Origin of the sequence: Phenylobacterium sp. (assembly GCF_035309685.1) — a bacterium.
Classification (GTDB): domain Bacteria; phylum Pseudomonadota; class Alphaproteobacteria; order Caulobacterales; family Caulobacteraceae; genus Phenylobacterium.
Window position 1 is genome coordinate 22,892 of the sequence record NZ_DATGEX010000014.1, and the last position, 26,303, is coordinate 49,194.

Annotated in this window: 22 protein-coding genes; 14 read left to right on the top strand and 8 right to left on the bottom strand. The window is 68.3% G+C overall.

The window, feature by feature from the left end; genetic code table 11:
- The first annotated feature begins 9 nt into the window (after positions 1–9).
- The 3 genes from VKQ35_RS03375 to VKQ35_RS03385 all read left to right on the top strand — a co-directional run bounded on the left by VKQ35_RS03375 (position 10) and on the right by VKQ35_RS03385 (position 4,342).
- Complete coding sequence (locus tag VKQ35_RS03375; RefSeq protein WP_324358642.1) at positions 10–819, top strand: response regulator; 810 nt, start codon at positions 10–12, stop codon at positions 817–819.
- A gap of 222 nt (positions 820–1,041) precedes the next feature.
- Complete coding sequence (locus tag VKQ35_RS03380; RefSeq protein WP_324358643.1) at positions 1,042–1,239, top strand: hypothetical protein; 198 nt, start codon at positions 1,042–1,044, stop codon at positions 1,237–1,239.
- A gap of 289 nt (positions 1,240–1,528) precedes the next feature.
- Positions 1,529–4,342 (top strand): M14 family zinc carboxypeptidase, encoded by a 2,814-nt coding sequence (locus VKQ35_RS03385; RefSeq protein WP_324358644.1) that lies wholly within the window; start codon positions 1,529–1,531, stop codon positions 4,340–4,342.
- Positions 4,343–4,661: 319 nt separating this feature from the next.
- Here the strand turns inward: VKQ35_RS03385 and rpoH are convergent, their stop codons facing one another.
- The 4 genes from rpoH to VKQ35_RS03405 form a co-directional block, all read right to left on the bottom strand.
- Positions 4,662–5,549: an RNA polymerase sigma factor RpoH gene (rpoH, locus tag VKQ35_RS03390; protein WP_324358645.1), complete on the bottom strand. Its 888-nt coding sequence runs from the start codon at positions 5,547–5,549 to the stop codon at positions 4,662–4,664.
- A 220-nt stretch (positions 5,550–5,769) separates the two neighbouring features.
- On the bottom strand, positions 5,770–8,688 hold the full coding sequence (locus tag VKQ35_RS03395) for a TonB-dependent receptor (protein ID WP_324358646.1): 2,919 nt from the start codon (positions 8,686–8,688) through the stop codon (positions 5,770–5,772).
- A gap of 168 nt (positions 8,689–8,856) precedes the next feature.
- Positions 8,857–9,885 (bottom strand): RluA family pseudouridine synthase, encoded by a 1,029-nt coding sequence (locus VKQ35_RS03400; protein WP_324358647.1) that lies wholly within the window; start codon positions 9,883–9,885, stop codon positions 8,857–8,859.
- Between the two features lie 52 nt (positions 9,886–9,937).
- Positions 9,938–10,243, bottom strand: coding sequence for a ferritin family protein (locus VKQ35_RS03405; RefSeq protein WP_324358648.1), 306 nt, complete (start codon positions 10,241–10,243; stop codon positions 9,938–9,940).
- Positions 10,244–10,334: 91 nt separating this feature from the next.
- Between VKQ35_RS03405 and VKQ35_RS03410 the strand changes: the two genes are divergently transcribed.
- Complete coding sequence (locus VKQ35_RS03410) at positions 10,335–12,044, top strand: alkaline phosphatase D family protein (protein ID WP_324358649.1); 1,710 nt, start codon at positions 10,335–10,337, stop codon at positions 12,042–12,044.
- On the opposite strand, the gene VKQ35_RS03415 is transcribed toward VKQ35_RS03410, so the two are convergent.
- Positions 12,006–12,632: a LysE family translocator gene (locus VKQ35_RS03415; protein ID WP_324358650.1), complete on the bottom strand. Its 627-nt coding sequence runs from the start codon at positions 12,630–12,632 to the stop codon at positions 12,006–12,008. The genes VKQ35_RS03410 and VKQ35_RS03415 overlap by 39 nt on opposite strands.
- Entirely contained in the window at positions 12,629–13,024 is a 396-nt protein-coding gene (hisI, locus tag VKQ35_RS03420; RefSeq protein WP_324358737.1) for a phosphoribosyl-AMP cyclohydrolase, read from the bottom strand. The genes VKQ35_RS03415 and hisI overlap by 4 nt, the downstream gene beginning before the upstream one ends.
- A 47-nt stretch (positions 13,025–13,071) precedes the next feature.
- Between hisI and VKQ35_RS03425 the strand changes: the two genes are divergently transcribed.
- Positions 13,072–13,953, top strand: coding sequence for a DUF817 domain-containing protein (locus VKQ35_RS03425; RefSeq protein WP_324358651.1), 882 nt, complete (start codon positions 13,072–13,074; stop codon positions 13,951–13,953).
- Between the two features lie 9 nt (positions 13,954–13,962).
- On the opposite strand, the gene folE is transcribed toward VKQ35_RS03425, so the two are convergent.
- Positions 13,963–14,592 carry a GTP cyclohydrolase I FolE gene (gene folE / locus VKQ35_RS03430; RefSeq protein ID WP_324358652.1) on the bottom strand — a complete coding sequence of 210 codons (630 nt, stop codon included), beginning with the start codon at positions 14,590–14,592 and terminating at the stop codon, positions 13,963–13,965.
- Positions 14,593–14,773: 181 nt separating this feature from the next.
- Between folE and cysS the strand changes: the two genes are divergently transcribed.
- From cysS to VKQ35_RS03450, 4 genes are all read left to right on the top strand, one after another.
- Complete coding sequence (gene cysS / locus VKQ35_RS03435) at positions 14,774–16,171, top strand: cysteine--tRNA ligase (protein ID WP_324358653.1); 1,398 nt, start codon at positions 14,774–14,776, stop codon at positions 16,169–16,171.
- Positions 16,171–16,770 carry an SRPBCC domain-containing protein gene (locus tag VKQ35_RS03440; protein ID WP_324358654.1) on the top strand — a complete coding sequence of 200 codons (600 nt, stop codon included), beginning with the start codon at positions 16,171–16,173 and terminating at the stop codon, positions 16,768–16,770. The genes cysS and VKQ35_RS03440 overlap by 1 nt, the downstream gene beginning before the upstream one ends.
- 81 nt (positions 16,771–16,851) lie before the next feature.
- Complete coding sequence (locus tag VKQ35_RS03445; RefSeq protein ID WP_324358655.1) at positions 16,852–18,897, top strand: M13 family metallopeptidase; 2,046 nt, start codon at positions 16,852–16,854, stop codon at positions 18,895–18,897.
- A gap of 53 nt (positions 18,898–18,950) precedes the next feature.
- Complete coding sequence (locus VKQ35_RS03450) at positions 18,951–19,076, top strand: hypothetical protein (RefSeq protein ID WP_324358656.1); 126 nt, start codon at positions 18,951–18,953, stop codon at positions 19,074–19,076.
- Between the two features lie 24 nt (positions 19,077–19,100).
- Here VKQ35_RS03450 and VKQ35_RS03455 read toward each other — a convergent pair whose 3' ends face one another.
- Positions 19,101–21,176, bottom strand: a complete 2,076-nt coding sequence (locus tag VKQ35_RS03455) for a phosphocholine-specific phospholipase C (RefSeq protein ID WP_324358657.1) — start codon at positions 21,174–21,176, stop codon at positions 19,101–19,103.
- Positions 21,177–21,369: 193 nt separating this feature from the next.
- Between VKQ35_RS03455 and VKQ35_RS03460 the strand changes: the two genes are divergently transcribed.
- The 5 genes from VKQ35_RS03460 to VKQ35_RS03480 all read left to right on the top strand — a co-directional run bounded on the left by VKQ35_RS03460 (position 21,370) and on the right by VKQ35_RS03480 (position 26,288).
- Positions 21,370–22,920: an OprO/OprP family phosphate-selective porin gene (locus VKQ35_RS03460; protein WP_324358658.1), complete on the top strand. Its 1,551-nt coding sequence runs from the start codon at positions 21,370–21,372 to the stop codon at positions 22,918–22,920.
- Positions 22,921–23,024: 104 nt separating this feature from the next.
- Positions 23,025–23,600: a hypothetical protein gene (locus VKQ35_RS03465; RefSeq protein ID WP_324358659.1), complete on the top strand. Its 576-nt coding sequence runs from the start codon at positions 23,025–23,027 to the stop codon at positions 23,598–23,600.
- Positions 23,587–23,922, top strand: coding sequence for a hypothetical protein (locus VKQ35_RS03470; RefSeq protein WP_324358660.1), 336 nt, complete (start codon positions 23,587–23,589; stop codon positions 23,920–23,922). The genes VKQ35_RS03465 and VKQ35_RS03470 overlap by 14 nt, the downstream gene beginning before the upstream one ends.
- An 87-nt stretch (positions 23,923–24,009) precedes the next feature.
- Entirely contained in the window at positions 24,010–24,750 is a 741-nt protein-coding gene (locus VKQ35_RS03475) for a hypothetical protein (RefSeq protein ID WP_324358661.1), read from the top strand.
- A 110-nt stretch (positions 24,751–24,860) separates the two neighbouring features.
- Positions 24,861–26,288, top strand: a complete 1,428-nt coding sequence (locus VKQ35_RS03480; protein ID WP_324358662.1) for a porin — start codon at positions 24,861–24,863, stop codon at positions 26,286–26,288.
- The last annotated feature ends 15 nt before the right edge of the window (positions 26,289–26,303 follow it).

Genomic DNA, 26,303 nt, shown 5'->3' on the forward strand with positions numbered 1-26,303 from the left:
GCGCCCCTCTTGTTCAACGCCGACGCCAAGATCATCCAGCGGATGGCGCCGCTGATGCAGCGGGTGATGATTGTCGATCCGCAACCGGCCGGCGCGCGCCTGATCGGCGAGCTGATGCGCGATATCGCGCGCTCGCAGATCTGGGTCGCGGAGACCAACGAAAAGGCCATTCGCCTGGCCGGCAGTTACGACCCGCACATCATCTTCGTCGAGATGGGCCCGGCGCCCATCGACGGCATCGCCTTCACCCGCGAACTGCGCCGCAGCCACCTGTCGGCCCGCTATGCCCCGGTGATCATGGTCACCGGCCAGGCGACCGCGGCCGGCATCCTGTCGGCGCGCGACGGCGGCGTGCACGAATTCCTGCGCAAGCCCTTCACCATGAAGGACCTGCTGCGCCGCCTGGAGGCAGTGACCCTGCGCCAGCGCGACTGGGTCGAGGCGGTGAACTACGTCGGTCCCGACCGGCGCCGCTTCAACTCCGGCGACTATCAGGGCTCGCTGAAGCGCCGCTCCGACGCCCGCGCGACGCCCGACAGCGAACGTCTGGCCCAGGCGTTGAAGATCCTGCGCTCCGGCATCAATGCGGTGGGGACCGATCCGGCCCAGGCCATGCGCTCCATGCAGGCCCAGGTGGTCGACCTGCGCAAATGCGGCATGAGCGTCGCCGACCTGAAGCTCACCACCGCGGCCATCGATTTCGGCCGCCACCTCGACGAGATCGAGAAGAAGGGCCAGCCCTACGACCAGGCCGAACTCGAGGCCAAGGCCGCGACGCTGTTGGCCTATATGCCGAAGGACGAGGCGGTCGCGGCCTAGGGGGCGAAGCGGTAGCGTTCTACCTCTGTCCCGGACGACTGAAACTCGCTGGCGTTTTGTGGTCCATCCCGCAGTATGGCTGTGATGGCCTCTGTTCCACTGTGGGTAACACTTGTTGGGTTCGCGGCCCCGCTTCTTACATTGGCGGGGTCGGCTTTCGCATATGTCCTGAAAATCTACCTCGACGCCGCTGAAAGACGCCGAGGACAATTCTTCGAGCTAATGCAGTTCATCGACAGCGACCGGCCGAGCGCGACCAAGATGGCGGCGATCTACGAGCTCCGACGGTACCCTGAGCATCGCGATTTCATTGTCCGCTTCTGCACCACCCAAAGCGCCAACGTCAGCGGCGTGGGCGCTCAAATCCTCATTGACGAGATGGCCCAAACTCGCGACGCGATGATGAGAACTGGTCGGTAGCGGTCGAGTGACCCTTGGCAACGCGTCCGCTCGGACGGACTGAGCCATAGATCTCATGGCGGCCAGGTTGCCTTCCGGTCTCGGCAACTCAAGGACGCGCCGAAGGCGCGCCGCGTGGCGGGCGGCCAAGGGCCGCTCCTTGACTTGCCGAGACCGGAAGGCTCGCATCTGCCGTGAGATTTAAGGCGGGAACCGCGCGGGGCGCGCGCGCCGGGCTGACCGGCGGCCTAGACAGCCGCGCGGGCTGGTCTATCCCTTCGACCCTTAGGTCGGGTTCGGGGATTTGCTTATGTTCGCTGCCAAGGCTTTCGCGCGCGCCGCCGCGCTGTCCATTCTGCTGGCCGCGCCGGCCTTCGCCCAGCAGGCCCCCGGGCCGCAAGTGATGGACCCCACCTTCGCCGAGCACCAGAAGGCCTGGACGACCAAGCCGGAGTTCTCGAGCCCGCTGGTCGACCATCTGCCGGCGTCTTCGCCGGGCGGCGTGCCTTCGCCCCGCGACGTGCTGGGCCACGACATCGGTGCGCCCCGGGTGCTCGACCACTACGCCGACCTGCTCAAATACTACCGGGCGCTCGCCGCCAAATCGCCGCGGGTGAAGATCGTCGAGACGGGCAAGACCGAGGAAGGCCGGCCGACCGTCGTGGTACTGATCTCGTCGGACGAGAACATCGCGGGGCTGGAGGCCAACCGGAAGAACCTCGCGCGCCTCGCCGATCCGCGCGGCCTCTCCGACGCCGAGGCCAAGGCGATCATCGCCAAGACCAAGCCGATGTACCTGGCGCTCGGCGGTCTGCACTCGGCCGAGACCGGGCCGCCGGAAATGCTGATGGAGCTGGCCTACCGGCTGGTGACCGAGGACAGCCCGCTCATCCAGACGATCCGCAAGAACGTCATCGTCGGCATCAATCCGGCCAGCGATCCGGACGGCCGCGACCGCTACGCAGACTGGTACTATCGCAACAAGATCGACGACACCGACGACCTGAACGCGGTCCCGGGCGCGCCCTACTGGGGCAAGTACATCTTCCACGACAACAACCGGGACATCAACTACTCCGGCCTTAGCGCACGGAATCTGCTGGACTTTTACTTGGCCTGGCACCCGCCGGTGATGCACGACCTGCACGAGTCCGTGCCGTTCCTCTACACCTTCTCCGGCCAGGCGCCGCAGAACCCGACGCTCGACCCGATCCTGTTTGGCGAGATGCCGTGGATCGCCAATTTCGAGATGGCGCAGCTGACCAAGTACGGCATGCCGGGCGTCTGGACCCACGGCTACGTGGACGAGTGGTCGCCGGGCTACGTGGGCTTCATGTCCACCAACCACAACGGCCTGTTCAAGATGTACGAGACCTTCGGCAACGGGGGCGCCACCACCGAGCTGCGCCACGTCAAGGCGGTGGCGGGACCGGGGCAGGGCGACGGCGGCGACAACGACCAGACCAAGCGCGACTGGTTTAGGCCCGACCCGCCCTACAAGGTCGTCGAATGGTCGATGCGCAACAACACCAACTACATGGAAACCGGCGTCCTGACGGGGCTGACGGCGGTGGCCGAGAACCCGCAGATCATCGTCGAGAACTTCTACGCCAAGAGCCGCAATTCCATAGAGGCGGGCCGCAAGGACGCGCCCTACGCCTTCCTGATCCCGGGCGATCAGGCCGACATGACCCGCGCCGCCCTGGTGGTGAACCTCCTGCGCATGCAGGGGATCGAGGTCGGCAGGACGACCGCTGAGGTGACGCTCAAGGAAGGCAAGTTCCCGGCCGGCTCCTTCATCGTCAAGCGCGACCAGCCCTATGGGCGCCTCGCCAAGATCCTGCTGGAGAAGCAGGTCTTCCCCGACAACAAGCTCAGAACCTACGACGACAGCGCCTGGTCCATGGGGATGATGGCGCATGTGAAGGTGACGCCGAGCGCCGACCTCAAGGCGCTCGATGTGGCCGCGACGCCGGTGGACAAGGACGTGGTCACCGGCTCGATCGGCGCGGCGGGCGCTCCGGCCTACGCCGTGCTCGACCAGGGCTCGGTCAATTTCGCAACCCTGCGCTACCGGCTGAAGGGCGAGGACGTGCGCATCGCCGAGGCCGCGTTCAAGGCGGCCGGCAAGGACGTGCCCGCCGGCTCCTTCATCGTCGACGGCAAGGCCTATGAGAAGCTCAAGGCCGCCGTGGTCCCGCTGGGGCTGACGGCGGTGGCGCTGAGCGAGAGGCCGGGCGTCGCGACGCATGAGGCGGCGCTGCCCAGGCTCGCGGTCTATTCCACCTGGGGCTCGACCCAGAACGTCGGCTGGGTGCGCTACGCCTTCGACCAGTACGAGACGCCCTACGACCTGATCTTCAAGGACGAAGTCCGCAAGGGCGGGCTTCGCGCCAGGTACGACGTGATCGTCGTGCCGAGCCAGGGGCGCTCCTCGAAGAACTTCGTCTTCGACATTCCCATGACCGGGAAGCCCTTGCCCTACACCAGGACCGCCGAATTCCCGACGCAGGGCGCCTATGGCTCATCGCCCGATATCCGCGGCGGGCTGGGGCTGGAGGGCGTCGCGGAACTGCGCAAGTTCGTCGAGGCCGGCGGGACCCTGATCACGCTGGGCGACTCCAGCGCCGTGCCGGGCGAATTCGGCATCGCGCCCGAGGTCGAGGTGAGCCGGCCGACCAAGGCCTTCTATGCGCCGGGCCCCATCGTCACGGCCAAGATCGTCAAGCCGGCCAACCCGGTCTTCTACGGCTACACGGAGCCGACGACGACGGTGCGCTGGGCGTCCACCGCGCTGCTGTCGCTTCCGATCCGCGACCAGAACGACGTCCTGATGAGCTTCCCGGGCGGCGACAAGGCGGTGCAGTCGGGCCTGATGGTCGGCGCGTCCGAGATCAAGGACCGCCCCGCCATCGTCGACCTGCCCGTGGGCCAGGGCCAGGTGCTGATGTTCGCCACCAACCCGATCTACCGCTGGCAGAACTTCGGCGAGTACCGGATGCTCTACAACGCCCTGTTTTCCTACAAGGACCTGCGGATGGGCCTCGGCGGCCCGCCGGTGATCCCCGATCCGAACGCGCCGGAGAAGAAGGATGACGACGCGGACAAGAAGGCGGAGGGGTAAGGAATGAGCCTGGCCTCGCAGATCGGCCTTTTCGGTTTGCAGTGGGCGGTCGGCACTTGCCTCGTCGGCGGCATCTTAAGCGTAGCCCTGGGGAGCGGGTGGAGGATCGGCGCTAATTTTGTCCCCCTCCGACGCATGACGCTTGGCAGGAGAGGCACCATCATCCTGCTAGCTGTATCGGCCACGATTGCACTGGCGGTGGTGACCTTGCTTCACCTCGCGACCTAGTCTGGAAAACAGCGAGGCCAACGCCTCAAATTGTAGGCAAAAAGAAAGCCGCCTTTCGGCGGCTTCCTCTCAGTCTCGTTTCTTGTGAGCCCTACGCGTCGACCAAATTCCGGTCCAGCGCCGCGGCCTTCATCGACTTCTGGAGCTTCTCGAACGCCCGGACCTCGATCTGGCGGACGCGCTCGCGGCTGACGCCGTATTGCGAGGCGAGCTCCTCCAGGGTGGTCGGTTCGTCCTTCAGCCGGCGCTCGGTCAGGATGTGGCGTTCGCGGTCGGAAAGCTCGGTCATGGCCTCTTCGAGGAGGCTCATGCGGATGGTCTTCTCCTGGGTGTCGGCGACCACGGTCTCCTGGCTGGGCGTGGTGTCGTCCACCAGCCAGTCCTGCCATTCGCTCTCGCTGTCGGCCCGCATGGGCGAGTTCAGCGAGGCGTCGCCGCCGCTGAGGCGCCGGTTCATCGACACCACTTCCTCGTCCAGCACGCCCAGCTTGGTGGCGATGGTCGAGACCTGGTCGGGATGCAGGTCGCCCTCCTGCAGGGCCGAGATCTCGCTCTTGGCCTTGCGCAGGTTGAAGAACAGCTTCTTCTGCGCCGCGGTGGTGCCCATCTTCACGAGCGACCAGGAGCGCAGGATGTATTCCTGGATCGAGGCGCGGATCCACCACATGGCGTAGGTCGCCAGGCGGAAGCCCTTGTCGGGATCGAACTTCTTCACCGCCTGCATCAGGCCGACGTTGCCTTCGGAGATCACTTCCCCGATCGGCAGGCCGTAGCCGCGGTAGCCCATGGCGATCTTGGCCACCAGGCGCAGGTGGCTGGTCACCAGACGGTGGGCGGCGTCGGGATCTTCGTGCTCCTGCCAGCGCTTGGCGAGCATGAATTCCTCGTCCTTCGCCAGCATGGGAAACTTGCGGATTTCGGACAGGTAGCGGCTGAGGCCACCGTCCGGAGACATTACCGAAAGGGCGCTTGCGGCCATTGTTATTACCCCTCAATTCCTGGACGTCCGGGCCGCCGCGCGATCTCGCGCACAGGACCATCCGCCCCCCTCAACCTCTCAGATATGTATGAGGTTGCAGTTGCGGAAGACCCCTGCGGCACAGCCGGAAATGTCCTACTGCGTTAGTGGGACTTTCTAGTCCGCGATGGTGGCGCCATCAAGGCGATGGTTTCTCACAGAGCCTGCAGCAAAGCTGCATCTAGGGGCTGGTGAACAGCTTGCGGATCTCGATCCGCCAGGTGCGGCCGAGCGGGTCGAGATAGTCCGGCTGGAAGCTGAGCGGCGTGGCGCCGGTGGCGTCGGTGACCTTCTGGCGCTGGTCGAAAATGTTGGCGACGGAGAAGGAGAGGCGCACGCCCTTCAGCCAGGGCTCCTTCTCGATCAGGGTCTTGCGCTGGTTGAGGTCGGCGAAGACCCGGGCGTTCACCTTCACCAGGTCCGAGAAATCCAGATTGCCGGTGGCGCCCGTGACCCCGCTCACCGTCGTGCCGCTCTTCCAGTCGGCGTTGAGCTCGGCGCCGTAGCCGCGCTCGGCGATGTTGATCTGCGCCTGAACCTCCTGCTGCGGCTGGCCGCCGGCCCCGTTCAGCGACGAGCCGTCCAGGAAGTCGAGCAGGGGGCCGCCCGGCCGCACCAGGAAGCGGTCGGCGAAGTAGTAGGTGTGGAACAGCGAGATGTGCAGGCGCCCGTCCTGCGGCCCGCCCCGCGCGCCGCCGCGGCCGCCGGCGAAGCCGCCTGGACCGCCCGGCCCGCCACGTCCCGCAAAGCCGCCGCCTCCGCCTCCGCCTCCGCCATTTCCACGGCCGGCCGGCGCCGTGGCCGGGGCGCCGTCGGCGGGCGGGCCCGCGCCCGCGTCCGGCGCACCGCCCGGCGCGCCGGGGAACGGGCCCTGGGCGCCGGGCACGGGCGCGGGCAGGCCCTCGGCGCTGGCGCCCGGCGGCGGTCCGGCGGGGCGGCGGCCGACCTGGCCGGCGATGCCCGCCTTGCGCAGCTCCTGGAAAATCTGGTTGCGCGGCGGCGGCGCGGACGGCGGGCCGATGGGCCGGGAGTAGTCGAAGCCCCAGCGCAGCGAACTGACGTCCTGGCTGGAGAAGTTCACCGGCCGGAAGTCGGCTTCGGTGAGGTTTCCCGCCGCGTCGCGGATGAAGCGGTCGGGGAAGGCCGCCTCGATCGCCGCGCTGGCGGCCGGCAGGGCGCCGACGATGGGGTCCTTGTAGTGGATCTTGTTGTAGTCGGCCCGGAAGATCAGCTGCTGGTCGGCGATCGGCTGCCAGGTCACCCGCACCGAGTCCCGATAGCGGTCGTCGCTGGTCAGCGCCGGATTGCCGCCGCTGATCTGGATCACGTCGACCGTCTGGCCGGTGGCGAAGTCGAAGATCCGCGTGTTGGGGGTGAGCAGGATCGGCGCGCTGGTCTGCTGCTGGCTGGGCGCGGCCTGATCGTGCAGCCGGTTGACCAGGATCGACAGCCCGGTGACCGGCGTCCAGTGCACGCCATAGCCCAGCGTATCCAGCGTGCCGAAGCCGGAGACCGACTGCAGGGCGACGTGGGTGTTGACGGTGAAGTCGCCGAACCAGCCCAGCACCTTGTTCTTGGCGCTGGTCAGGGGGACGTCGATGGAGGCCTGCACATTGCCGCCGCCCTGGCTGAAGGTCTGCGACTGGCTAAGGCCGCCGCGCGAGGCCTCGGAGGCGAAGCTGGAGCCGGTGGCGCCGACGCGGAAGCTGGTGCGGATCTCACCGGCCGGAATGGTCCAGATCGGCCCGGACGCCACGAACTGGATGTTGCCGGCGTCGGACCGGCTGTGGCTGGTGTCTTGCGGCCGGAGTTTGAGCAGGTTCGCGGGCAGGGCGCCGAACGGATTGACCGTCCCGGCGGTGACCGCCGCCTGCAGGGCCGTGGCGTCGAGGCCGACGTCGTTCTCATTCGTGCTGTCGGCGTGGTCGTAGTTGCCGGTCAGCGCCAGGCGCCACTTGGCGATGTCGCGGTTGAAGCTGACGCCCAGGTGCCCGGTCCAGCCGTTGGCGTCCTGGTTCAGGGGCCCGAAGCCCGGCACGAAGCGGTCGATCTCGACGGGGCTGGAGAACGGCGAAAACGGCAGGCCCGCCGGCTCCAGCAGGCTGACGCCCGGCAGGCCGCGCTCGGCCTGCGACCTCGTCGCCTCGAAGGTGGCGTTCAGGGTGGCCTTGATGTCGGCGAAGATCGGCTGGGTGACCACGCCGTTGGCCGAGATCATCTGGCTGTCCGGGACCAGGGTGCGGAAGGGGCGCACGTCGGTGACGTTGGGAAGGTTGGCGGTGGCTACGAAGTCGGAGAGCGACAGCGGCCGGCTCGCGCCCGCCGCCGGCACGCCGGCCACCGTCACCGGGCGGCCGGCGAGCGCGCTCAAGGCCGGGTCGATCTGGCCGCCGGGCAAGGCGGCGCTGACGTTGCCGGCGAAGTCGAAGTCCTGGCCCGCCGCCAGCGAGGTCAGGTCGCGCTGCGACTCCAGCAGGGAGGCCTTGGCGTTGTACTTCAGGTCGAAGTTCATCCGCCGCTCGCCGGTGATGCGGGTCATGTTGGCCTCGGCCTGGCCGCTGGCGCCGCCGCCCTCGGTCGCCGCGCCCCCCTGCGCATCGACGAACTTGGCTCCGAAGTGGTCGCGCAGCACGATGTTGACCACGCGCTGGTTGGCGGTGAAGCCGTACTTCAGCGCGGCCTCCTCCGGCAGGATGTCGACCCTCAGGATCGCTTCGGTCGGGATGTTGCGGATCTCGTTGACGCCCGAGATGCGCCGGCCGTTGACCAGGATCGCCGGGCCCTCGCCGCCGCGGCCGGAGTTGGAGCCGATCTCGGGCGCGAGCTCGTCCAGCAGCTCGGTGATGGTGGAGACGCCGTAGGCCTGGATGTCCTCGGGGTGGAACTGGATGTCGGGCTTGATGTCGCCGATCACCGCGCCGGGCTGGATCTTCGGCGCGGCGACGACCGTGACCTCGGAGACGGCGGGAGTCTTGGGCGTCGCTGGGGCCGGCGCCGCGGCCGCGCCGGCCGCGGCCTGGCCGGCGGCCGCCAGGGCCGCGGCGCAGACGCCGGCGCACAGCATCGTGCGCGTGGAAGCTCCCAAAGGTTTGAAGATCACTCGCCGTTCATCCGCTCGCGGCGCGGCTCCACGATTGCGTGGGCAGACCCGCCGATTATCCCCCCGATAGCTCCAGCGTATGACCTCGCCGTTGAGCGGGTCCAAATGAGGGCGCCAATGTTGCGTGGCGATTACCCCGCCGTGAGGGCGTCCTGCGGGCCTGAAATATCAGAGGTCGGCGAGCAGGCGCTCAAGCACCGCCATGTCCGGCGGCAGCGGACTCTCGAACCGCAGGACCTCGCCGGAGATGGGATGGCGGAAGCCCAGGACCGCGGCGTGCAAGGCTTGGCGCGCCAGACCCGCCTGCGCCATCGCCGCGCGGACCTTCTCGGCCGGCGGTCCGGAGCCGTAGGCGGGGTCGCCCAGGCAGGGCGCGCCGACCGAGGCCAGATGGACGCGGATCTGGTGGGTGCGGCCGGTCTCCAGCGTGCAGGCGACCCGGGCGGCGAGCGGCCGGTCCTTGGGGCCGAAGGTGCGCTCGACGGCGTAGTGGGTGACCGCGTGGCGGCCGCCCGAGCGGACCAGCGCCATCTTCTTGCGGTCGGCGGACGAGCGGCCGATGGCGCCCTCGATGGTCGCCCTTGTCCCGGCCAGGGCCTTCTGCGGCGCGCCGCGGGTGAGCGCGATGTAGACGCGGTCGATGTCGTGGGCGGCGAACAGCGCCGAGAGGCCGTGATGCGCCGCGTCGGTCTTGGCTGCGACCACGATGCCGGAGGTGTCCTTGTCGATGCGGTGGACGATGCCGGGCCGCGCCACCCCGCCGATGCCCGACAGGCTGGCGCCGGCGTGATGCAGCAGGGCGTTGACCAGGGTGCCGCTCTCGCTGCCGGGCGCCGGATGCACCGCCATGCCGGCCGGCTTGTCGACCACGATCAGGTCGGCGTCTTCGTAGAGCACGGTCAACGGAATGGCCTCGGCGGCCGGCTCGGCGGCGGTGGGCGGCGGGATCTCCAGGCGGTAGTCGCCGGGAAGCGCCTTGCCCGAAGCGTCAGCGACGCTCGCGCCGTCGCGGCTGACATGGCCCTGGGCGATCAGCGCCTGCACCCGCGCTCGCGACATCTCCGGCAGGAGGTCTGCCAGCACCTTGTCGATGCGCCCGCCGGCGTCGTCCGCGCCCACCGCGACGATCCGCACGCCGAAGGGTTCGGCGTCGGCGTCGTCGATATCCGGGTCCTGGTTGTCGGGGGCGAGCGGCACGGCTTGGCGTAGCGCGGCGCGGCCGGTCCAGGCAATGCGCGCGATTGGGCGCCTAGTCCTCGGACGCCTCCTCGACCTTGAGGATGTCGGCCTGGGTGAAGAGGTATTTCTTCATCTGCCTGGCGGCGTCGGCGTCGTTGCGGCGGATCCATTCGAGGATCATCGACGCATGCTCCAGCTCCTCGCGCGCGTTGTGCAGCAGGATCTCTTTCAGGCTCTCGTCGTCGCAGTCGTCGGCGCGCTGGCGGTACCAGTCGACGGCCTCGAACTCCTCCATCAGGGAGGCGATCGCGTAGTGCAGGTTGAGGGTCTCTCGGCGGAGCTTTTCGCGCGGAACGTGGAGAGTTTCACTGGCCACGGGAACGCCTTCTTCTGTGATAGTCTGCGGGTTGAAATCGGGCGCGGTCGAACAAGCGCGAGGCCTTCGGGCCGGATACGGGGCGGACAGAATGCAAGTGGACAGGCGCAAGGCGCTGGCTCTGCTCGGACTAAGCGCGGCCGCACCTGCGACGAACGCCCTGGCCCGCGATCCGGTTGCCTTCCAGCACGGCGTCGCGTCCGGCGATCCGCTGCAGGACCGGGTGATCCTGTGGACGCGGATCACGCCGCGCGGCGGCGGAGACGTGGCCTACAGCTGGCGGATCGATCCGCTCGACCGCAAGGGCGGTGGCAAGCACGGTTCCGGCGTCACCGGAAGCGACCGTGACTTCACGGTGAAGGTCGACGCGGTCAACCTCGATCCCGGCCGCGCCTACAGCTTCCAGTTCGAGTCCGGCGGCGTGAAATCGCCGGTGGGCCGCACCCAGACCCTGCCGGACGGGCCGACCAGGGACGTCGTGCTGGCGGCCTGCACCTGCGCCCTCTATCCGAACGGCTATTTCAACGCCTATGGCGCCATCGCCAGGCTGCCGCGCGTCGACGCGGTCGTTTGCCTGGGCGACTACATCTACGAGTACGGCGGGCCGGGGTCCTACGGCATGGACAGCCCCGTCGCCGACGAGCGGCCGCACCAGCCCAACCACGAGTGCGTCAGCCTCACCGACTACCGCCGCCGCCACGCCCAGTACAAGACCGACCCGCAGCTGCAGGCGGCGCATGCGCGGGCGCCCTGGATCGTGGTCTGGGACGACCACGAGACCGCCAACGACAGCTGGACCGGCGGGGCGGAGAACCACCAGCCGGCCACCGAGGGCGACTGGAACGTGCGCAAGGCCGCCGCCATCAAGGCCTATTACGAGTGGATGCCGATCCGCGAGCCGGAGGGCGGCGGTTTCGCCATCAACAGGTCCTTCGATTTCGGCGATGTCGCCAGCCTGTTCATGCTGGAAACCCGGCTGACCGCGCGCGATCACCAGCTCTATCCGGACAAGGAGATGCCGCCCGAGCCGACCGCCGCCGACGTGGCGGCCTGGCGCAAGCGGCTGGACGACCCGGCGCGCAAGATGATGTCGGCGGGCCAGGAGGCCTGGCTGGCGCGCGGCCTCTCGGCCTCGGTGAAGTCCGGCCGGCCCTGGCAGGTGCTGGGCAATGAGGTGGTGATGGCCCGCCTCTTCACCCCGCCGATCCACAAATACATGACGCCGGAAGCCTATGCCGCGGCCAAGGCCGAGCTGCCGCGGGCCGGCCAGCAGCGGCTGGCGAAGATCGAGGCCAATGCGGCGCTGGGCCTGCCCTGGGGCGCGGACATGTGGGACGGCTATCCCGCCGACCGCCAGCGGCTCTATGCGCTGGTCGAAAAGGCCCGCGCCAACCTGATCGTGGTCAGCGGCGACAGCCACGCCTTCTGGGCCAACGAACTGTGGAACGCCGAAGTGGGCGGCAAGCGGGTGGCCGTGGAGTTCGGCACGGCGGGGATCACCAGCCCGGGGCCCGGCGAGTCGATCGCCGCCTTCCCGCTGGGCAAGGCCTTCGCCGAGTTCAACCGCGAGGTGCTGTTCAACAATCAGACGGCCAAGGGCTTCGTGCTCCTGACCCTCACCCACAGCGAGGCGACGGCGGAGCTGATGGCGGTCTCCAGCATCAAGGACAAGGCCTTCACCACCCGGCCGATCGCCACCTATCACGTGACGCCGGGGCCTTCGGGCGTCTCGTCGCTGAAGACCGCCGCCCAAAAAGCGATCTCAGCGCCGCTCGAGCGCCAGACGCACGCCAAAGCCTAGGAAGACCCCGCCGGTCAGCCGGTCGAGCCAGCGCACCACCGCGGCCCTCTTCAGCGCGCCGGCGATGGGCCGTGTGGCGCCGATCAGGCAGGCGCTCCAGGCTAGGCCCAGCACCGCGTGGATCACCGCCAGCAGGAAGATGAACGGCGCCGGGGCGACCCCGAGGGGCAGGAACTGCGGCAGGAAGGAGATGTAGAAGACGCCGACCTTTGGGTTCAGCAGGTTCGTCAGCAGGCCCCGGCGCATCCAGGCGAGGTCGCCGCCGGCCGAGGCCTGGCCCTCGGGCAGGTCGAAGCGGTCGCGGGGCTTGAGGATCAGGTTGAGGCCCAGCCAGACGAGATAGGCCGCGCCGGCCCACTTGAGCACGGTGAACGCGATCTTCGAGGCGGCGAGCAGGGCGCCCAGGCCCAGCGCCACGGCCGCGCCCCAGACCAGGCAGCCGCCGATGATCCCCAGGGCGGCGAAGGCCGCGCGCCTGGGGCCCTCCACGGCCGCCGTGCGCAGGATGAGCGCGGTGTCGAGGCCCGGCGTCAGCGTGAGCAGGCCCGCGGCGACCAGGTAGGCGGCCAGCGCCTGGACGACGGTCACGGCCGCTCCGTGAGCTGGCCATCCTCGATCACCCGGTAGAAGCAGGACCGCGCCCCGGTGTGGCAGGCGCCGCCGTCGCCCTGCGGCAGCACCTTCAGCCAGACGCAGTCCTGGTCGCAGTCGATGCGCGCCTCGACGACCTTCTGGATCTGCCCGCTGGTGGCGCCCTTGTGCCAGAGTTCGCCGCGCGACCGGCTCCAGTAGTGGGCCTCGCCGGTCGAGAGCGTCAGGCTGAGCGCCTCGGCGTTCATCCAGGCAAACATCAGGACCTCGCCGGTATCCACATGCGTCGCCACCGCGGCGATCAGGCCGTTGGCGTCGAAGCGGGGAGCCAGCTGTGTCCCATGCTCCAGGGCGTGGGTGTCGCTCGCGGTGGGGAAGGTCGCGGTCATGACGCCCATATGGCGCCGCTCCCCCACGCCGCGCTAGCCTGACGGCGATGAGTCTGAAGGATCGGATCAAGGGCCGCGTCATCGCCGTGGACGCGGGCGTCCGGCCCTGGGCGCAGCGCTCGCGGCTGCGGGGCGGGCTCTACGAGTTCCTGCTGTTCGGCCTGAAGCAGGCCTGGGCCTGTCTGTTCGGCGCGGCGATGCTGGGGCTGATCATCGCCACCCACTACCTCTGGCCCTCGCACGCACCCATCGCGCGCTACGATTTCCTGGTGCTGAGCGCGGTGGCGATCCAGGCCTTCCTGCTGGCCACCCGGCTGGAGCGGTGGGACGAGGCCGCCGTTATCCTGATCTTCCACGTGGTCGGCACCTGCATGGAGATCTTCAAGACCGCGCATGGGTCGTGGATCTATCCGGAACCCAGCCTGCTTCGGATCGGCGGCGTGCCGCTGTTCTCGGGCTTCATGTACGGGGCGATCGGCTCCTACATTGCCCGCACCCTGCGGCTGTTCGAAATCCGCTTCATCCGCTGGCCGCCACACTGGGCGCCGTGGCTGCTGGCGGTGGCGAGCTACGTCAATTTCTTCAGCCACCACTATCTGCCCGACATCCGCTGGGGCCTCTATGCCGCCTCGGTCGCGATGTTCTGGCGATCCTGGTTCACCTTCACGCCGGACCGCACGGCCAGGCGCATGCCGGTGCTGATGGGCTTGGTTCTCGTGGCGCTGTTCATCTGGTTCGCCGAGAACATCGGCACCTTCACCGCCGCCTGGATCTATCCCAGCCAGAAGCACGGCTGGGCCCTGGTGCCGATCGGCAAGCTGGGGGCCTGGTACCTCTTGATCCTGCTGAGCTTCGTCCTGGTGACGATCGTGCATCCGCCACGTGCGCCCGGCGAGGGTGAGCCGACCAACCCGCTCACCAACCCCTGACGCCGCGGACTATTTCCTATTCACGAAATCCAGGAACCTCTGGCGCAGCGTCGGGTCGGTCTTGAAGACGCCGGTGAACTGGGTGGTGATGGTCGAGACGTGGCGGTGGTGGACGCCGCGCGTCGACATGCACTGGTGGTTGGCGTCGATCAGCACGGCGACGCCGGCCGGGCGCAGGCTGTCGGTGATGGCGTCGGCGATCTGCTGGGTCATGGTCTCCTGGGTCTGGAGACGCTTGGCGAAGATCTCGACCACCCGGGCGATCTTGGAGATGCCGACCACGCGGTTGGTCGGCATGTAGGCCACGTAGGCCTTGCCCAGGAACGGCGCCATGTGGTGCTCGCAGTGGCTCTCCACCTCGATCTCGCGCAGCATGACGATGTCGTCGTAGCCCTGCACGTCCTCGAAGGTGCGGGAGAGCTCCTTGGCCGGGTCGGCGGTGTAGCCCTCGAACCATTCGCCAAACGCGTCGACCACGCGCTTGGGGGTGTCGATGACGCCCTCGCGGCGGGGGTCGTCGCCGGCCCAGGCGATCAGCGTGCGGACCGCCGCCATCGCTTCCTCGCGGGAGGGGCGCTTCACGGCGTCAAGATCAAGGTCAGTTGAACCGACCAGGGTTCGGTCGCGGATTGCGTCCATGGCGGGAGAGGTTCTTTCCAGGGCTGAGTTGCGCCGGGACGAAGGTCCCGGAAATACGCGTGGCCACCCTTAGCTTGGATGGGGAAACGCCTGAGGAGTTCCCGTGGCTTCCCGATCCGCCCATCTGTATATGGGCCCAACCCGCATCCGGGCAACCGTGACCCTGCGTTAGAAAAGATCGATGTCGCTTCAGCTGTACGACACCATGGCCCGCCAAAAGCGGCCCTTCGTCCCTTCCGATCCCCGGCGGGTGACGATGTATGTCTGCGGGCCGACGGTCTACAATTACAGCCACATCGGCAATTTCCGGCCCGTCGTGGTGTTCGATGTGCTGTTCCGCCTGCTGCGCCGGCTCTATGGCGAGGCCGCCGTCATCTATGCGGCCAACGTCACCGACGTCGACGACAAGATCAACGCCAAGGCCGCCGAGGAAGGCGTGCCGATCGAGGCGATCACCGACAGGTATCTGGCCGCCTACAACGGCGACGCCGCGGCGCTGGGCGCCTTGCCGCCGACCGCCCAGCCGCGGGCGACCAAGACCATGGACGCCATCGTCGCGATGATCGGCCGGCTGGTCCGCAACAACTCGGCCTATGCCGCCGAAGGCCATGTGCTGTTCAACACCCAGGCGTTCAGCGACTACGGCAAGCTGTCGGGCCGGCCGCTGGACGAGATGATCGCCGGCGCCCGCGTCGAGGTCGCGCCCTACAAGCAGCACCCGGCCGACTTCGTGCTCTGGAAGCCCTCCAAGCCCGGCGAGCCGGAGTGGGAGAGCCCCTGGGGCCCCGGCCGGCCCGGCTGGCACATCGAGTGCTCGGCGATGATCGAGCAGGAGCTCGGCCTCCCCATCGACATCCACGGCGGCGGCATCGACCTGGTCTTCCCGCATCATGAGAACGAGCTGGCCCAAGGGATGTGCGACGGCCACCAGCACGGGACCTACGCCCACTACTGGCTGCACAACGGCTTCCTCAACATGGGCGAGGAGAAGATGAGCAAGAGCCTCGGCAATGTGACCCTGGCGCACGACCTGTTGAAGCAGCAGCCGGGCGAGGTGATCCGCTGGGCGCTGTTGGGCGCGCACTACCGCCAGCCGCTCAGCTGGACCGACGACGCGCTCGCCCAGGCGCGCAATTCGCTGGACCACCTCTACGGCGTGCTCGGCCGGGCGCGGCACATCGAGGCGGGCGGCAGCGGGGCGCTGCTGGAAGACCAGCTGGAGCCCCTGCTCGACGACCTCAATACGCCGGCCGCCATGGCGCTCCTGAAGAAGCTCGCCACCGACCTGGACGCCGCGGTCCGCAAGGGCGCGCCCAACGCCTCGGCCCTGAAGCAGGACCTGACGGCCCTGGCGTCGGTCATGGGCTTCCTCACCCAGGACCCTCAGGTCTGGTTCCAGGGCGGCGCCGACGAGGGGCTGAAGGCGCAGATCGACGGCCTCGTGGGCGCCCGCGACGCCGCCCGCGCCGCCAAGGACTGGGCGCAAGCCGACCGTATTCGCGCCGAACTTACAGCGCTAAATGTAGAGGTCATGGACGGACCCGCCGGCGCCACCTGGCGGATGAAGGAGCAGGCCTGATGCCGGTGCCACCCCCTCTGAACCTGAAAGCCGGACCCTTTGGAACCAGCGGCTCGGTCACCCGGCTGGGCCCCAAGCCGATGAAGATGGGCCTGCCGCCGCCCAAGCCGCCCAAGGGCCTGCGGATCGAGCACCGCGTGGGCATCCAGGCGCCGGCCGAGGTGATCTGGGAGGCGCTCTCCGACCTGAAGGCCTGGGACGAGTGGAACCCGCTCTACACCAAGGCGTCCGGCGACATCCACATCGGCTCGGTGCTGGAAATGACGCTCGCCCTGCCCGGCCGGGACCCCGAGGTGATCCGGCCGAGCGTGCTGGAGTGGGTGCCGAACGAGCAGCTGCACTGGCGGCTGACCATGATCGGCGGCCTGGTGCGGACGATCCGCTTCTTCGAGATCGAGGCCCTGGCCACCGAGGGCTGCATCGTCTCGAACGGCGAGATCATCGGCGGCCTGCTCGGCCCGACGCTCGCCAAGCCCATGGGCCGCACCATCTACCGCGCCTTCGTGGAGATGAACGAGGCGCTGAAGGCCCGCGCCGAGAGCCTGTGGGCGGCGCGCAAGGAAGAGGTCCCGGCGAAGGCCAAGGGCCGGCGGCGGTAAGCTGCGGACCGGCCCGCCGGCCGCGTTGCCTCGCCGGACGCGGCGTGTACTGTCGCCCTCCTGTCAGCGGAGGGTGTTTCCTTGAAGTTCAAGACTTTGCTTCTCTCGGGGGTTCTCGCGGGCTGCGCGCTCGCCATCGTGGGCGCCGCGCCGCAAGCGCTGGGCGCCGGCAAGGCGAAGTTCGGGACCTGGGGCTATGACGCCACGTCCATGGACGCCTCGGTGAAGCCGGGCGACGACTTCTTCAAATACGTCAACGGCGGCTGGGACAAGCGGACCCAGATCGCGCCGGATCGCATCTCCGCGGGCGTCGACGTGGTGCTGGCCGACCAGGCCGAGCGCGACGTGCACAGAATCGTCGAGGACCTGGCCAAGGATCCGACCAAGGCCGGGCCGGGCGGCCGCCGGGTCGGCGACTTCTACGCCGCCTGGATGGACGAGAAGGGGATCGAGGCGCGCGGCGCCGCGCCGCTCAAGCCCTACCTCGCCAGGATCGCCGCGGCGAAGAGCAAGGCCGATGTCGCCAAGCTGTTCGCCCAGCCCGGCTTCGAGAGCCCGGTCAATGTCAGCATCGGTCCCGACTTCGACAACCCCGACGTCTATGTGGTCGGCCTCGACCAGTCGGGCCTGGGCCTGCCCAACCGCGACTACTACCTGCGCGAGGGCGCCAAGTACGACGGCTACCGCAAGGCCTACCGGGACTATGTGATCAAGATCCAGACGCTGGCCGGCATCAAGAACGCCGCCGCCAAGGCCGATGCGATCATCGCGCTCGAACACAAGATCGCCGAGGCTCACTGGAAGCCGGAAGAGACCCGTGACGTCGACAAGGTCAACAATCCGATGGACCTGGCGAAGCTCACGGCCACGGCGCCGCAGTTCCCCTGGGCGGCGATGTTCGCCTCGACCGGGCTTGGCGCGCCGAGGAAGGTGCTGGTGTCCGAACCCAGCGAGGTGAAGGCCGCGGGCGAGCTGCTCGCCTCGACGCCGCTGGCGGTGTGGAAGGACTACCTCGCCTACCACTTCATCCGCACCCATGCCCAATACCTGCCGCACGCCTTCGACCAGGCCAATTTCGACTTCTTCTCGCACACCCTGCGCGACGTCCCGGTGCAGCGCGAACGCTGGAAGCGCGGCGTCCAGCTGATCAACCGCGACCTGGGCGAGGAGGTGGGCCGCATCTATGTGGCCGAGCACTTCCCGCCGGAGGCGGAGAAGCAGACGGCCGAGCTGGTGGCCAACCTGACGGCGGCCTACGGCGAGCGGTTCAGGAACGCGGCCTGGATGGACGACGCCACCCGCAAGGCCGCGCTCGTCAAGCTCTCGACCTTCGATCCGCGCCTCGGCCATCCGAAGAAATGGATCGACTATTCAAGCCTGAAGATCAGCCGCACCGACCTCCTGGGCGACGCGGTCAGGGCGGAACGGTTCGACTGGAAGCTGCAGCTTTCGCGCTATCCCAAGCCGGTGGACAAGGGCCTGTGGGACATGGTCCCGCAGGTGGTCAACGCCTACTACAACCCGCAGGCCAACCAGATCACCTTCCCGGCCGCGATCCTGCAGCCGCCCTATTTCGACCCGGGCGCCGACCCGGCCGCCAACTACGGCGGCGAGGGCGCGGTGATCGGCCACGAGATGGGCCATGGCTTCGACGACGAGGGACGACACTTCGACGAAACCGGAAAGGTGCGCGACTGGTGGACGGCCGACGCCGCCAAGGCCTTCGGTGAGCGCGCCGCGGTCCTGGGCGCACAGTTCGACAGCTATGAACCTGTGCCCGGCGTGCATATCAACGGCAAGCTGACCATGGGCGAGAACCTGGGCGACCTCGGCGGCATCGAGGCCGCCTACGCCGCCTATCGCCGCTACGTCGCCCAGCACGGCGAGCCGCCGGTGATCGACGGCGTGACCGGCGACCAGCGCTTCTTCATCGCCTATGCCCAGTCCTGGCAGGACAAGGTCCGCGAGGGCGCGCTGCGGGCGCAGCTGCTGAGCAACCCGCACAGCCCGGCCGAGTACCGGGTGAACGGCATCGTGCGCAACGTCGACGCCTGGTACGCCGCCTTCAACGTCAAGCCCGGCGACAAGCTCTACCTGCCGCCGGAGAAGCGGGTCCACGTCTGGTAGGGGGCGAACAAATCCGCGCAGCGAGTGGTTAGGGGCAGCAAAGGAGCTGCGTCATGTCCACGCCGCGCGGGCTTCAGAAGCCCCACCACTACGCCGAATTGATCCCGGTCCTGCTGGCCTTCGCCGCCGTGACCTGGGCGACAGTCGCCGCCTGGATTCACGTGGCCACGACGATCTAACGGGCCGCTCGGCAGAGAGGCGGCCTACGCCTGCCTACCCAGCAGCGGATCGCTCAGGCTGGGCTTGCCGTCTTCGCCGTGGCCGGCGAAGCGGCGCTGGAAGCTGGGCGCTTCGGCGCAGGTCACCACCAGGTCGTACCAGTTGTGGCTGGCCTTCACGTCCCAGGCCTCCGTCGCCGTCTCGCCCGGTCCCAGGCGGCGCAACCGCGGCGCCGCGTTCGCGTAGGCGGCGGGCGTGACCTCCAGGCTGACGGGCGATGGCCCGTGGTTTTCCAGGGTGACCAGCAGCCGGCCGGCCTTGGCGTCGAATTGCGCCTTGGCGCCCGGCTTGGCCGGGCCGGACTGGCCCTTGAAGCGGCGCAGGAAACCGTTCGGGCCGAACAGGCTCAGGTCGTAGGCGTCACCATCCAGCGGGAAGGCGTCCTCGAGCCGCTTGCCGGCCTCGACGGCGTAGAACCGCGGCTCGCCGCCGCGCGGCCGGCGCAATTCGAACGTGGCGCCCGCCTGGCCGGTGTTGTCGATGACCAGGGCGAAGCCTTCGGCGGTCGGATGGCCGGACACGTTGAAGCCGTAGGGCAGCGGCCGCGCCGGCCGCTGGCCGGGCTCCTGGCGCGCCATCGCGGGCGCGGTGTCGGGGACTTTCGGGAACGGCAGGGTCGCCGTCGCCTGGGCCGCGCGCTTCGGCAGGCCCGAGGCGTCGGGAAGCTTCGTCGGCGCGCCGTTCGGCGTCTTGAAGTCGAACATGCTGGTCAGGTCGCCGGTCACCGCGCGCCGCCAGGGCGAGATCTGCGGCTCCATCACCCCGAAGCGCGCCTCCAGGAAGCGGATCACCGAGGTGTGGTCGTGCAGCTGGGAATTGACGTAGCCGCCCTTGCTCCAGGGCGAGACCACCAGCAGCGGCACGCGCGGCCCCAGGCCCACCGGCTCGCCGTGATAGTCCTCGTGCGCCAGGTCGACGGTGGACTTGCCAGCTGCGGTTCCCACCGGCGGGATCGGCGGCGGCACGTGGTCGAAGAAGCCGTCGTTCTCATCGTAGTTGATGATGAAGACGGTCTTGGCCCAGACCTTGGGATTGGAGGCGAGCGCCTCGATCATCCGGGCGGTGAAATAGGCCCCGTCCGAGGGCGTCGCCTGCGGGTGCTCCGATAGCTTGTAGTTGGTGACGATCCACGAGACCTGCGGCAGGCGGTCGGCCGCCACGTCCTTCTTGAAGTCGGCGATCAGGTGGTCGCCGTCGCTGTCCTTGGCGTTCTCCTTGGTCGAGCCCGGCGACCAGGCGCGGCCGCGCTGATAGAGGATCGAGTCCGGCCCGATGCCGCGGAAGTTGTCGAAATAGGCGAGGCCATTGTCGCCGTAGTTCTCGTACTCCTGATAGACCTTCCAGGAGACACCGGCCTTCTGCAGCCGCTCGGCGTAGGTGGGCCACTTCAGGCCCTTGAACTTGGGCGAGTCCTCCGCCGGGTTGGCGTTGTTGTTGTCCTCCGCCGGATTGGTGATCACGATCCGGCTGTCGTCGCCGGCGGAAAGCCCGCTGGTGCCGGTGAACAGGAACAGCCGGTTGGGATTGGTCGGGCCGAAGATCGAGCAGTGGTAGGCGTCGCAGATCGTGAAGGCGTCGGCGAGTGCGTAGTAGAACGGGATGTCGGCGCGGGTGAAGTAGCCCATGGTCAGCGACGACTTGGTCGGCACCCAGGCGTCGTGGTGCTTCCAGCGCGCGTGGCTGCCCTTCCAGCTGTGGTCCAGGTCGCGCATGGTCTCGGCGCGGGTCTTCGACGTATCCAGATGGAACGGGCTGACGCTGGAGGCGCCGCTCAGGGTCGGCTGTTTCCAGACCGGCTGGCCGTTGGGCAGGTCGATGGGCCTGGGGTCGCCGAAGCCGCGCACGCCGCGCAGGGTCCCGAAATAGTGGTCGAAGCTGCGGTTCTCCTGCATCAGGATCACCACGTGCTCGACGTCGCGGATAGTGCCGGTGACGCGATTGGCGGGCAGCGCCAGGGCCTTGGCGACACCCGGCGGCAGGGCCGCGGCGCCCCCGAGGGCTCCCACGGCGCCGGCCGCCAGTTGCAGGAAGGCTCGGCGGTCATTCGGCGTCTTGGTCATGGGGTCCCCTGGGCTCGATCGCGTCGCGATCATAGCGGAACTGGAGCACAGTCCAGAAACACTGATGCGACGATAATCCTAGTCATCCAGTAGAGATTAAGAGCGCCCATCGGCGAGGGTGGCCGGCCGCTATGTGGTCCGATTACATGACGCCGCGTGAGCGCAGGTTGGCTCTAGCCCGGGGATCTGACAGATGGCGACGAAACGACTGCTCCTGGCGGCGAGCGCCTTGAGCCTCCTGGCCTCCACGGCCCACGCCCAAGTCGACCCGCGCGACGCGGAGATTGAGGCGCTGCGGGCGCAGGTGCAGGCGCTGGCCGCCAAGCTCGACCAGTTGCAGGCCCGCATCGACGCGCCGGCCGCGCCAGCGGTCATCCAGACACCCGCCACAGCGGCGCCGTCGCCCGCAATCGCCACCATCGTGGCCGGCAAGCCGTCGATCGCCAGCGCCGATGGCCAGTTCACCGCCAATCTGCATGCCGTCGTGCATTTCGACGCCGCTGACTACAGCCAGGCCGGCGCGGGTCCCCTCGCCACGGATCTGCGGCGCGGCGCGGCGGCGACCGACACCGCGCACGCGCGGGATCTGTCATCGGGAACCGACTTCCGCCGCGCGCGGATCGGCATCGACGGCCGGGCGTTCGGCGACTGGGACTACAACGTCGTCTACGAGTTCGGCGGCGCGGGCGAGGAGGATGCGGGCCACGTCTACGAGATGTGGATCCAGTATTCAGGCCTGAAGCCGTTCCACGCCCGCATCGGCGCCTTCGCCCCGTCCTACGGCCTGGACGACCAGGATTCGACCAACAGCATGCTGTTCCTTGAGCGCGCGGCGGTGTCTGACGTCGCCCGGGGTCTTGCCGGCGGCGACTCCCGCGAAGGCGCCGAGATCTGGGCCAATGGCGATCGATGGTACTTCAACACCGCTGTCACGGGACGCGGCGTGGGCGTCGTCAATTCCCAGGCCACCGGCATCAGTCAGCCGTTCGATAGTCAGTTGAGCTTCATCGGGCGGCTGGGGTTCCTGCCGGTCCGGACCGACAACGCCGTGGTCGAGCTGGGCGTCCACGGCTCCTACATCGATCGTCCGGCCGACACCGGCGGCCCGGACACGGCGGCGAACGCGGTGCGCTATGGCATCACGCTGCAGGAACGTCCGGAACTGCGGGTCGACGGGACCCGCCTGATCTCGACCGGCGCGATCAATTCGCGGCACGCCGACACCGCGGGCCTTGAGGCCGCGGCGCAGTTTGGCAGCCTCTTCCTTCAGAGCGAATACGAGAGCATCAAGATCGAGCGGATGAACCCCGCCGCGGGAGTCAGCGATCCCGATTTCCATGGCTACTACCTCGACGTCGGTTACATCCTCACGGGCGAGAAGCGCAGGTTCAACGCCACGAGCTGGGCTTTCGACGGTCCGGCGGTGAATCACCCCTTCAGCTTGAAGGACCGGACATGGGGCGCCTTCGAAGTCGGCGCGCGCTACTCCGACCTCAACCTCAACTACCACGCCGGCGCCGCCGGCTCGGCGCCGGCGGCGGACGCTGTGCGTGGCGGCGAACAGGAGATCTGGACGGGCGGCCTCAACTGGTATCCGAACAGCTTCGTGCGCTTCATGCTCGACTACCAGGATGTGCGGATCGATCGGCTGTCGCCCTCGGCTCTGACATTCTCGACGCCGACCGGCGCGGAGATCGGCCAGCACTATCATGTGGTCGAGTTGCGCTCCCAATTCGCCTTCTAGACCTTCCCCGGACATAGGCCCGGCGCCGGCTGGCCAAGCCAGTCAAACCGGCGCAACAATTGCGGTGCAAGGCGTCGAGAAGCACGTCAGCCGGGGCAGCGAACATGGAAATCACCGTCCGAGACGCCGTGACGATGCTGCACGGCATGGGCTTCGGCGCCCTGCTGCTGCTGGCCTTCTCCGGCGCGGTCGCCGGCCTCTACTCGACGTCAATCGCCGGCCACCATTGGACGGACAAGGAGCGGCGGCTGGCCTGCGCCTACCTGGTGGCCATGGCGGCCCTGGCCTGGCTGACGGTCCTGGCGGGGGCCTACCTCGTCTACCCCTGGTACCGTGCGGTCGCGCCGCCGGGGACGACGGACCTTGCCGCCTATCCCAAGCAGCTGCTGATGTCGCGGCCCTCGACCTCCGGCTGGCACGATGTCGGCATGGAGTGGAAGGAGCATGTCGCCTGGTTCGCGCCGATCACGCTGACCGCGGTCGCCGCCATCTTCGTCCGCTACGGCGCTCAGCTTTCCCGTTTCCGCGGGGTCAGGAACGCGGTCATGGCGCTGGCGGTAACCGCCTTCGTCACGACCGCGATCGCCGGCGCGTTTGGAGCCATGCTGAACAAGTTCGCGCCGGTCCGGGGCGGCGCGGCGATCGTGATCATGAAGGGCGAAACCCATGACGGCGAATGAGGCCCCGATCACCAATGGCCGGGGCGCGGCCGCGATCCTGGCCGCCGCCGCCGGATGCTTCGCCCTGGGGGTCCTGGCCTTGGCGGGCGACGCATCGCCCGCCCTGGCGGCGCGGCTCAAATTCTGGGCCCCGACCGGCCCGTTGTCGGGGGTCACCGATGTGGCGATCCTGTTCTGGCTGATCCTGTGGTTCGGACTAAGTCGGCTGTGGCGGGATCGCACGGTCAGCATGACGCGCGTGAATATCGCCTCGATCCTGCTGTTCGTCGGCGGGGTCCTGCTGACCTTTCCGCCCTTCATGGACCTCTTGCAGGGCAAGTAGAGGTTGCCGCTGCGCCGTGCGGCGGACGGCGCCCGGCCAATCCTGATGTCGAGGAGCTACATGCAACTGTTGCGTCTCCGTCGAAGGATGCTCGCGATTGTCGCCGGCGCGGCCATGAGCCTGGCGGGCGCGGCGCAGGCCGGTCCGCCGTTCGTCACCGACGATCCCGAACCCGTCGAACTGGGCCATTGGGAAGTCTACGGCTTCTCGGCCGGGACTCATGTGCAGGGCGACAGCTCCGGAGTCCTGGCGGGGACCGAAGTGAACTATGGCGCCGCGCCGAACCTGCAGCTGCACGTCATCGCGCCGCTGGCCTACGATGATCCGAGGGGCGGCAGTACGCAGGTCGGGATCGGCGACATCGAGCTTGGGGCGAAGTACCGGTTCATCACGCCGGGCGAGAAGGACTGGTTCCCGCAGGTCGGGGTCTTCCCCCTCGTGGAACTGCCCACCGGCAACGCCGACCGTGGTCTCGGCTCGGGCAAGACGCGGGTCTTTCTGCCCATCTGGCTGCAGAAGGACTTCGGCGAGTGGACCACCTATGGCGGTGGCGGCTACTGGATCAACCCGGGGCCCGGCAAGAAGGACTACTGGTTCGCGGGCTGGCTGTTGCAGAAGCAGGTCACCAAGCAGCTGGCGCTCGGCGCGGAGCTGTTCCACCAGACCGCCATGGATCAGGGCGGGCGCGATTCAGCCGGCTTCAACGTCGGCGGCGTCTACGACTTCACCGAGCACTATCATCTGCTGTTTTCCGCCGGCCGAGGGTTGCAGGACGTCCGCGACTCGAACGAATTCTCCTATTATCTGGCGCTGCAAAAGACCTTCTAGCCTCGCGGCCTCGGACGCGCGATTCCCACAATTAACCTCAAATTCAGACGCTTTTGGGAAAAGGGCCGCGGAACCCGCCGAGAACCGTCGGGACGCAATCCGAGACCCCGATGACCCGCCAACTCCTGATGACCCCCAAGACACTGGCGCTGTGCGTCGTGGCCATCCTAGCCTCGGCGGCCTTCGCGAAGCCGGCGTCTGCTGACGCCGCCGCTGCGACGGACCCGATCGCCACCTCACGTGACGCGGCCCCCAAGCCGACGCCCGCGCCCGTCAAGAAGGACGATGGCAGCCTGACCTGGAAGGGCGTCACCCTCTACGGGACGATCGACATCGGTCTCGCTCACCTGGATCACGGCGCGCCCCTGACCAGCTACTACGCGCCGGGCCTGCCCTTCCTGATCCAGAAGAACAGCAACCGGCCGATCACCTCCGTTTCGCCGAACGGGCTGTCACAGTCCAAGATCGGCCTCTCCGGCGTCGAGCCGATCACTGACGACCTCAAGGCGGTCTTCAAGCTGGAAACCGGCTTCCAGCCGACCTCGGGACACCTGAGCGACGGCTCGCGGAGCCTGATCGTCGACAACGGCCTGCCGCTGGCCAGCCAGACCACCAACGGCGATTCCAGCCGCGCGGGCCAACTGTTCCAGGGCGCGGCCTATCTGGGCGTTTCGTCAAAGACCTACGGGACCCTCACCTACGGTCTCCAGACGTCCTTGATGGTCGACAATTTCGCCAAGTACGACCCGCAGAGCCAGTCGCTGTCTTTCTCGGTGATCGGCTATTCCGGCTTCGCCGGCGGCGCGGGCGCCACGGAGAACGGGCGCTTCCCGTCCTCCGTCAAGTACGTCGTCGCCAAGGGGCCGGTCCACGCAGCCTACCTGCACAACTTCGAGGGCGGCATCGATTTCCCCGGCCGCGCCGACCAGATGGACGTGGGCGGCGACTACAAGGGGCTGTCGGTCGACCTGACCTACAGCCACGTGAGCGACGCGGTCACGGAGTCCCCGCTCAGCGCCGCGCAGAACGCGGTCGCGCCCGGCACCTTGGCCGGCACGGTCTCCGACAACACCACCTATGCCGTCGAGGCCCGCTATGTGATCGGCAAGGCCAAGATCTACGGCGCAGTCGAGGCGATCGAGCTGGCCAACCCCAAGCACCCCCTGCCAAACGGCTTCCGCGGGATCGGCGGCTATGTGGTCAGCTTCGTGAACAACAACGCCTACGCCATCCACCGCAAGGAAGTCGTGTCCTGGGTGGGTCTGCGCTATTCGGTCACCGAAAAGCTCGACGTGACGGGCGCCTACTACCGGTATGACCAGAACAGCTTCAAGGGCAACGGCTGCTCCGACACCAGCGCCTCGTCCTGTTCGGGTTCGCTGTGGGACGCCTCGCTGGTCGCCGACTATCGCTTCAACAAGCACTTCGACGCCTACGCCGGCGTCAATCACTCGGCGGTGGCCGGCGGCCTGGCGTCGGGTTTTCTGAACCGCAGTTCGACGGCCGCGCCGGTGATGGGCGTGCGCTTCACCTTCTAGCCGACCGTTAGGCAG

Bases quoted from the DNA above. Each gene is read 5' to 3' on its own strand.
- VKQ35_RS03380 (WP_324358643.1), top strand. From the start codon at position 1,042: ATGCAGTTCATCGACAGCGACCGGCCGAGCGCGACCAAGATGGCGGCG.
- VKQ35_RS03385 (WP_324358644.1), top strand. From the start codon at position 1,529: ATGTTCGCTGCCAAGGCTTTCGCGCGCGCCGCCGCGCTGTCCATTCTG.
- rpoH (WP_324358645.1), bottom strand. From the start codon at position 5,549: ATGGCCGCAAGCGCCCTTTCGGTAATGTCTCCGGACGGTGGCCTCAGC.
- VKQ35_RS03410 (WP_324358649.1), top strand. From the start codon at position 10,335: ATGCAAGTGGACAGGCGCAAGGCGCTGGCTCTGCTCGGACTAAGCGCG.
- hisI (WP_324358737.1), bottom strand. From the start codon at position 13,024: ATGACCGCGACCTTCCCCACCGCGAGCGACACCCACGCCCTGGAGCAT.
- VKQ35_RS03425 (WP_324358651.1), top strand. From the start codon at position 13,072: ATGAGTCTGAAGGATCGGATCAAGGGCCGCGTCATCGCCGTGGACGCG.
- folE (WP_324358652.1), bottom strand. From the start codon at position 14,592: ATGGACGCAATCCGCGACCGAACCCTGGTCGGTTCAACTGACCTTGAT.
- cysS (WP_324358653.1), top strand. From the start codon at position 14,774: ATGTCGCTTCAGCTGTACGACACCATGGCCCGCCAAAAGCGGCCCTTC.
- VKQ35_RS03440 (WP_324358654.1), top strand. From the start codon at position 16,171: ATGCCGGTGCCACCCCCTCTGAACCTGAAAGCCGGACCCTTTGGAACC.
- VKQ35_RS03450 (WP_324358656.1), top strand. From the start codon at position 18,951: ATGTCCACGCCGCGCGGGCTTCAGAAGCCCCACCACTACGCCGAATTG.
- VKQ35_RS03455 (WP_324358657.1), bottom strand. From the start codon at position 21,176: ATGACCAAGACGCCGAATGACCGCCGAGCCTTCCTGCAACTGGCGGCC.
- VKQ35_RS03460 (WP_324358658.1), top strand. From the start codon at position 21,370: ATGGCGACGAAACGACTGCTCCTGGCGGCGAGCGCCTTGAGCCTCCTG.
- VKQ35_RS03465 (WP_324358659.1), top strand. From the start codon at position 23,025: ATGGAAATCACCGTCCGAGACGCCGTGACGATGCTGCACGGCATGGGC.
- VKQ35_RS03470 (WP_324358660.1), top strand. From the start codon at position 23,587: ATGACGGCGAATGAGGCCCCGATCACCAATGGCCGGGGCGCGGCCGCG.
- VKQ35_RS03475 (WP_324358661.1), top strand. From the start codon at position 24,010: ATGCTCGCGATTGTCGCCGGCGCGGCCATGAGCCTGGCGGGCGCGGCG.
- VKQ35_RS03480 (WP_324358662.1), top strand. From the start codon at position 24,861: ATGACCCGCCAACTCCTGATGACCCCCAAGACACTGGCGCTGTGCGTC.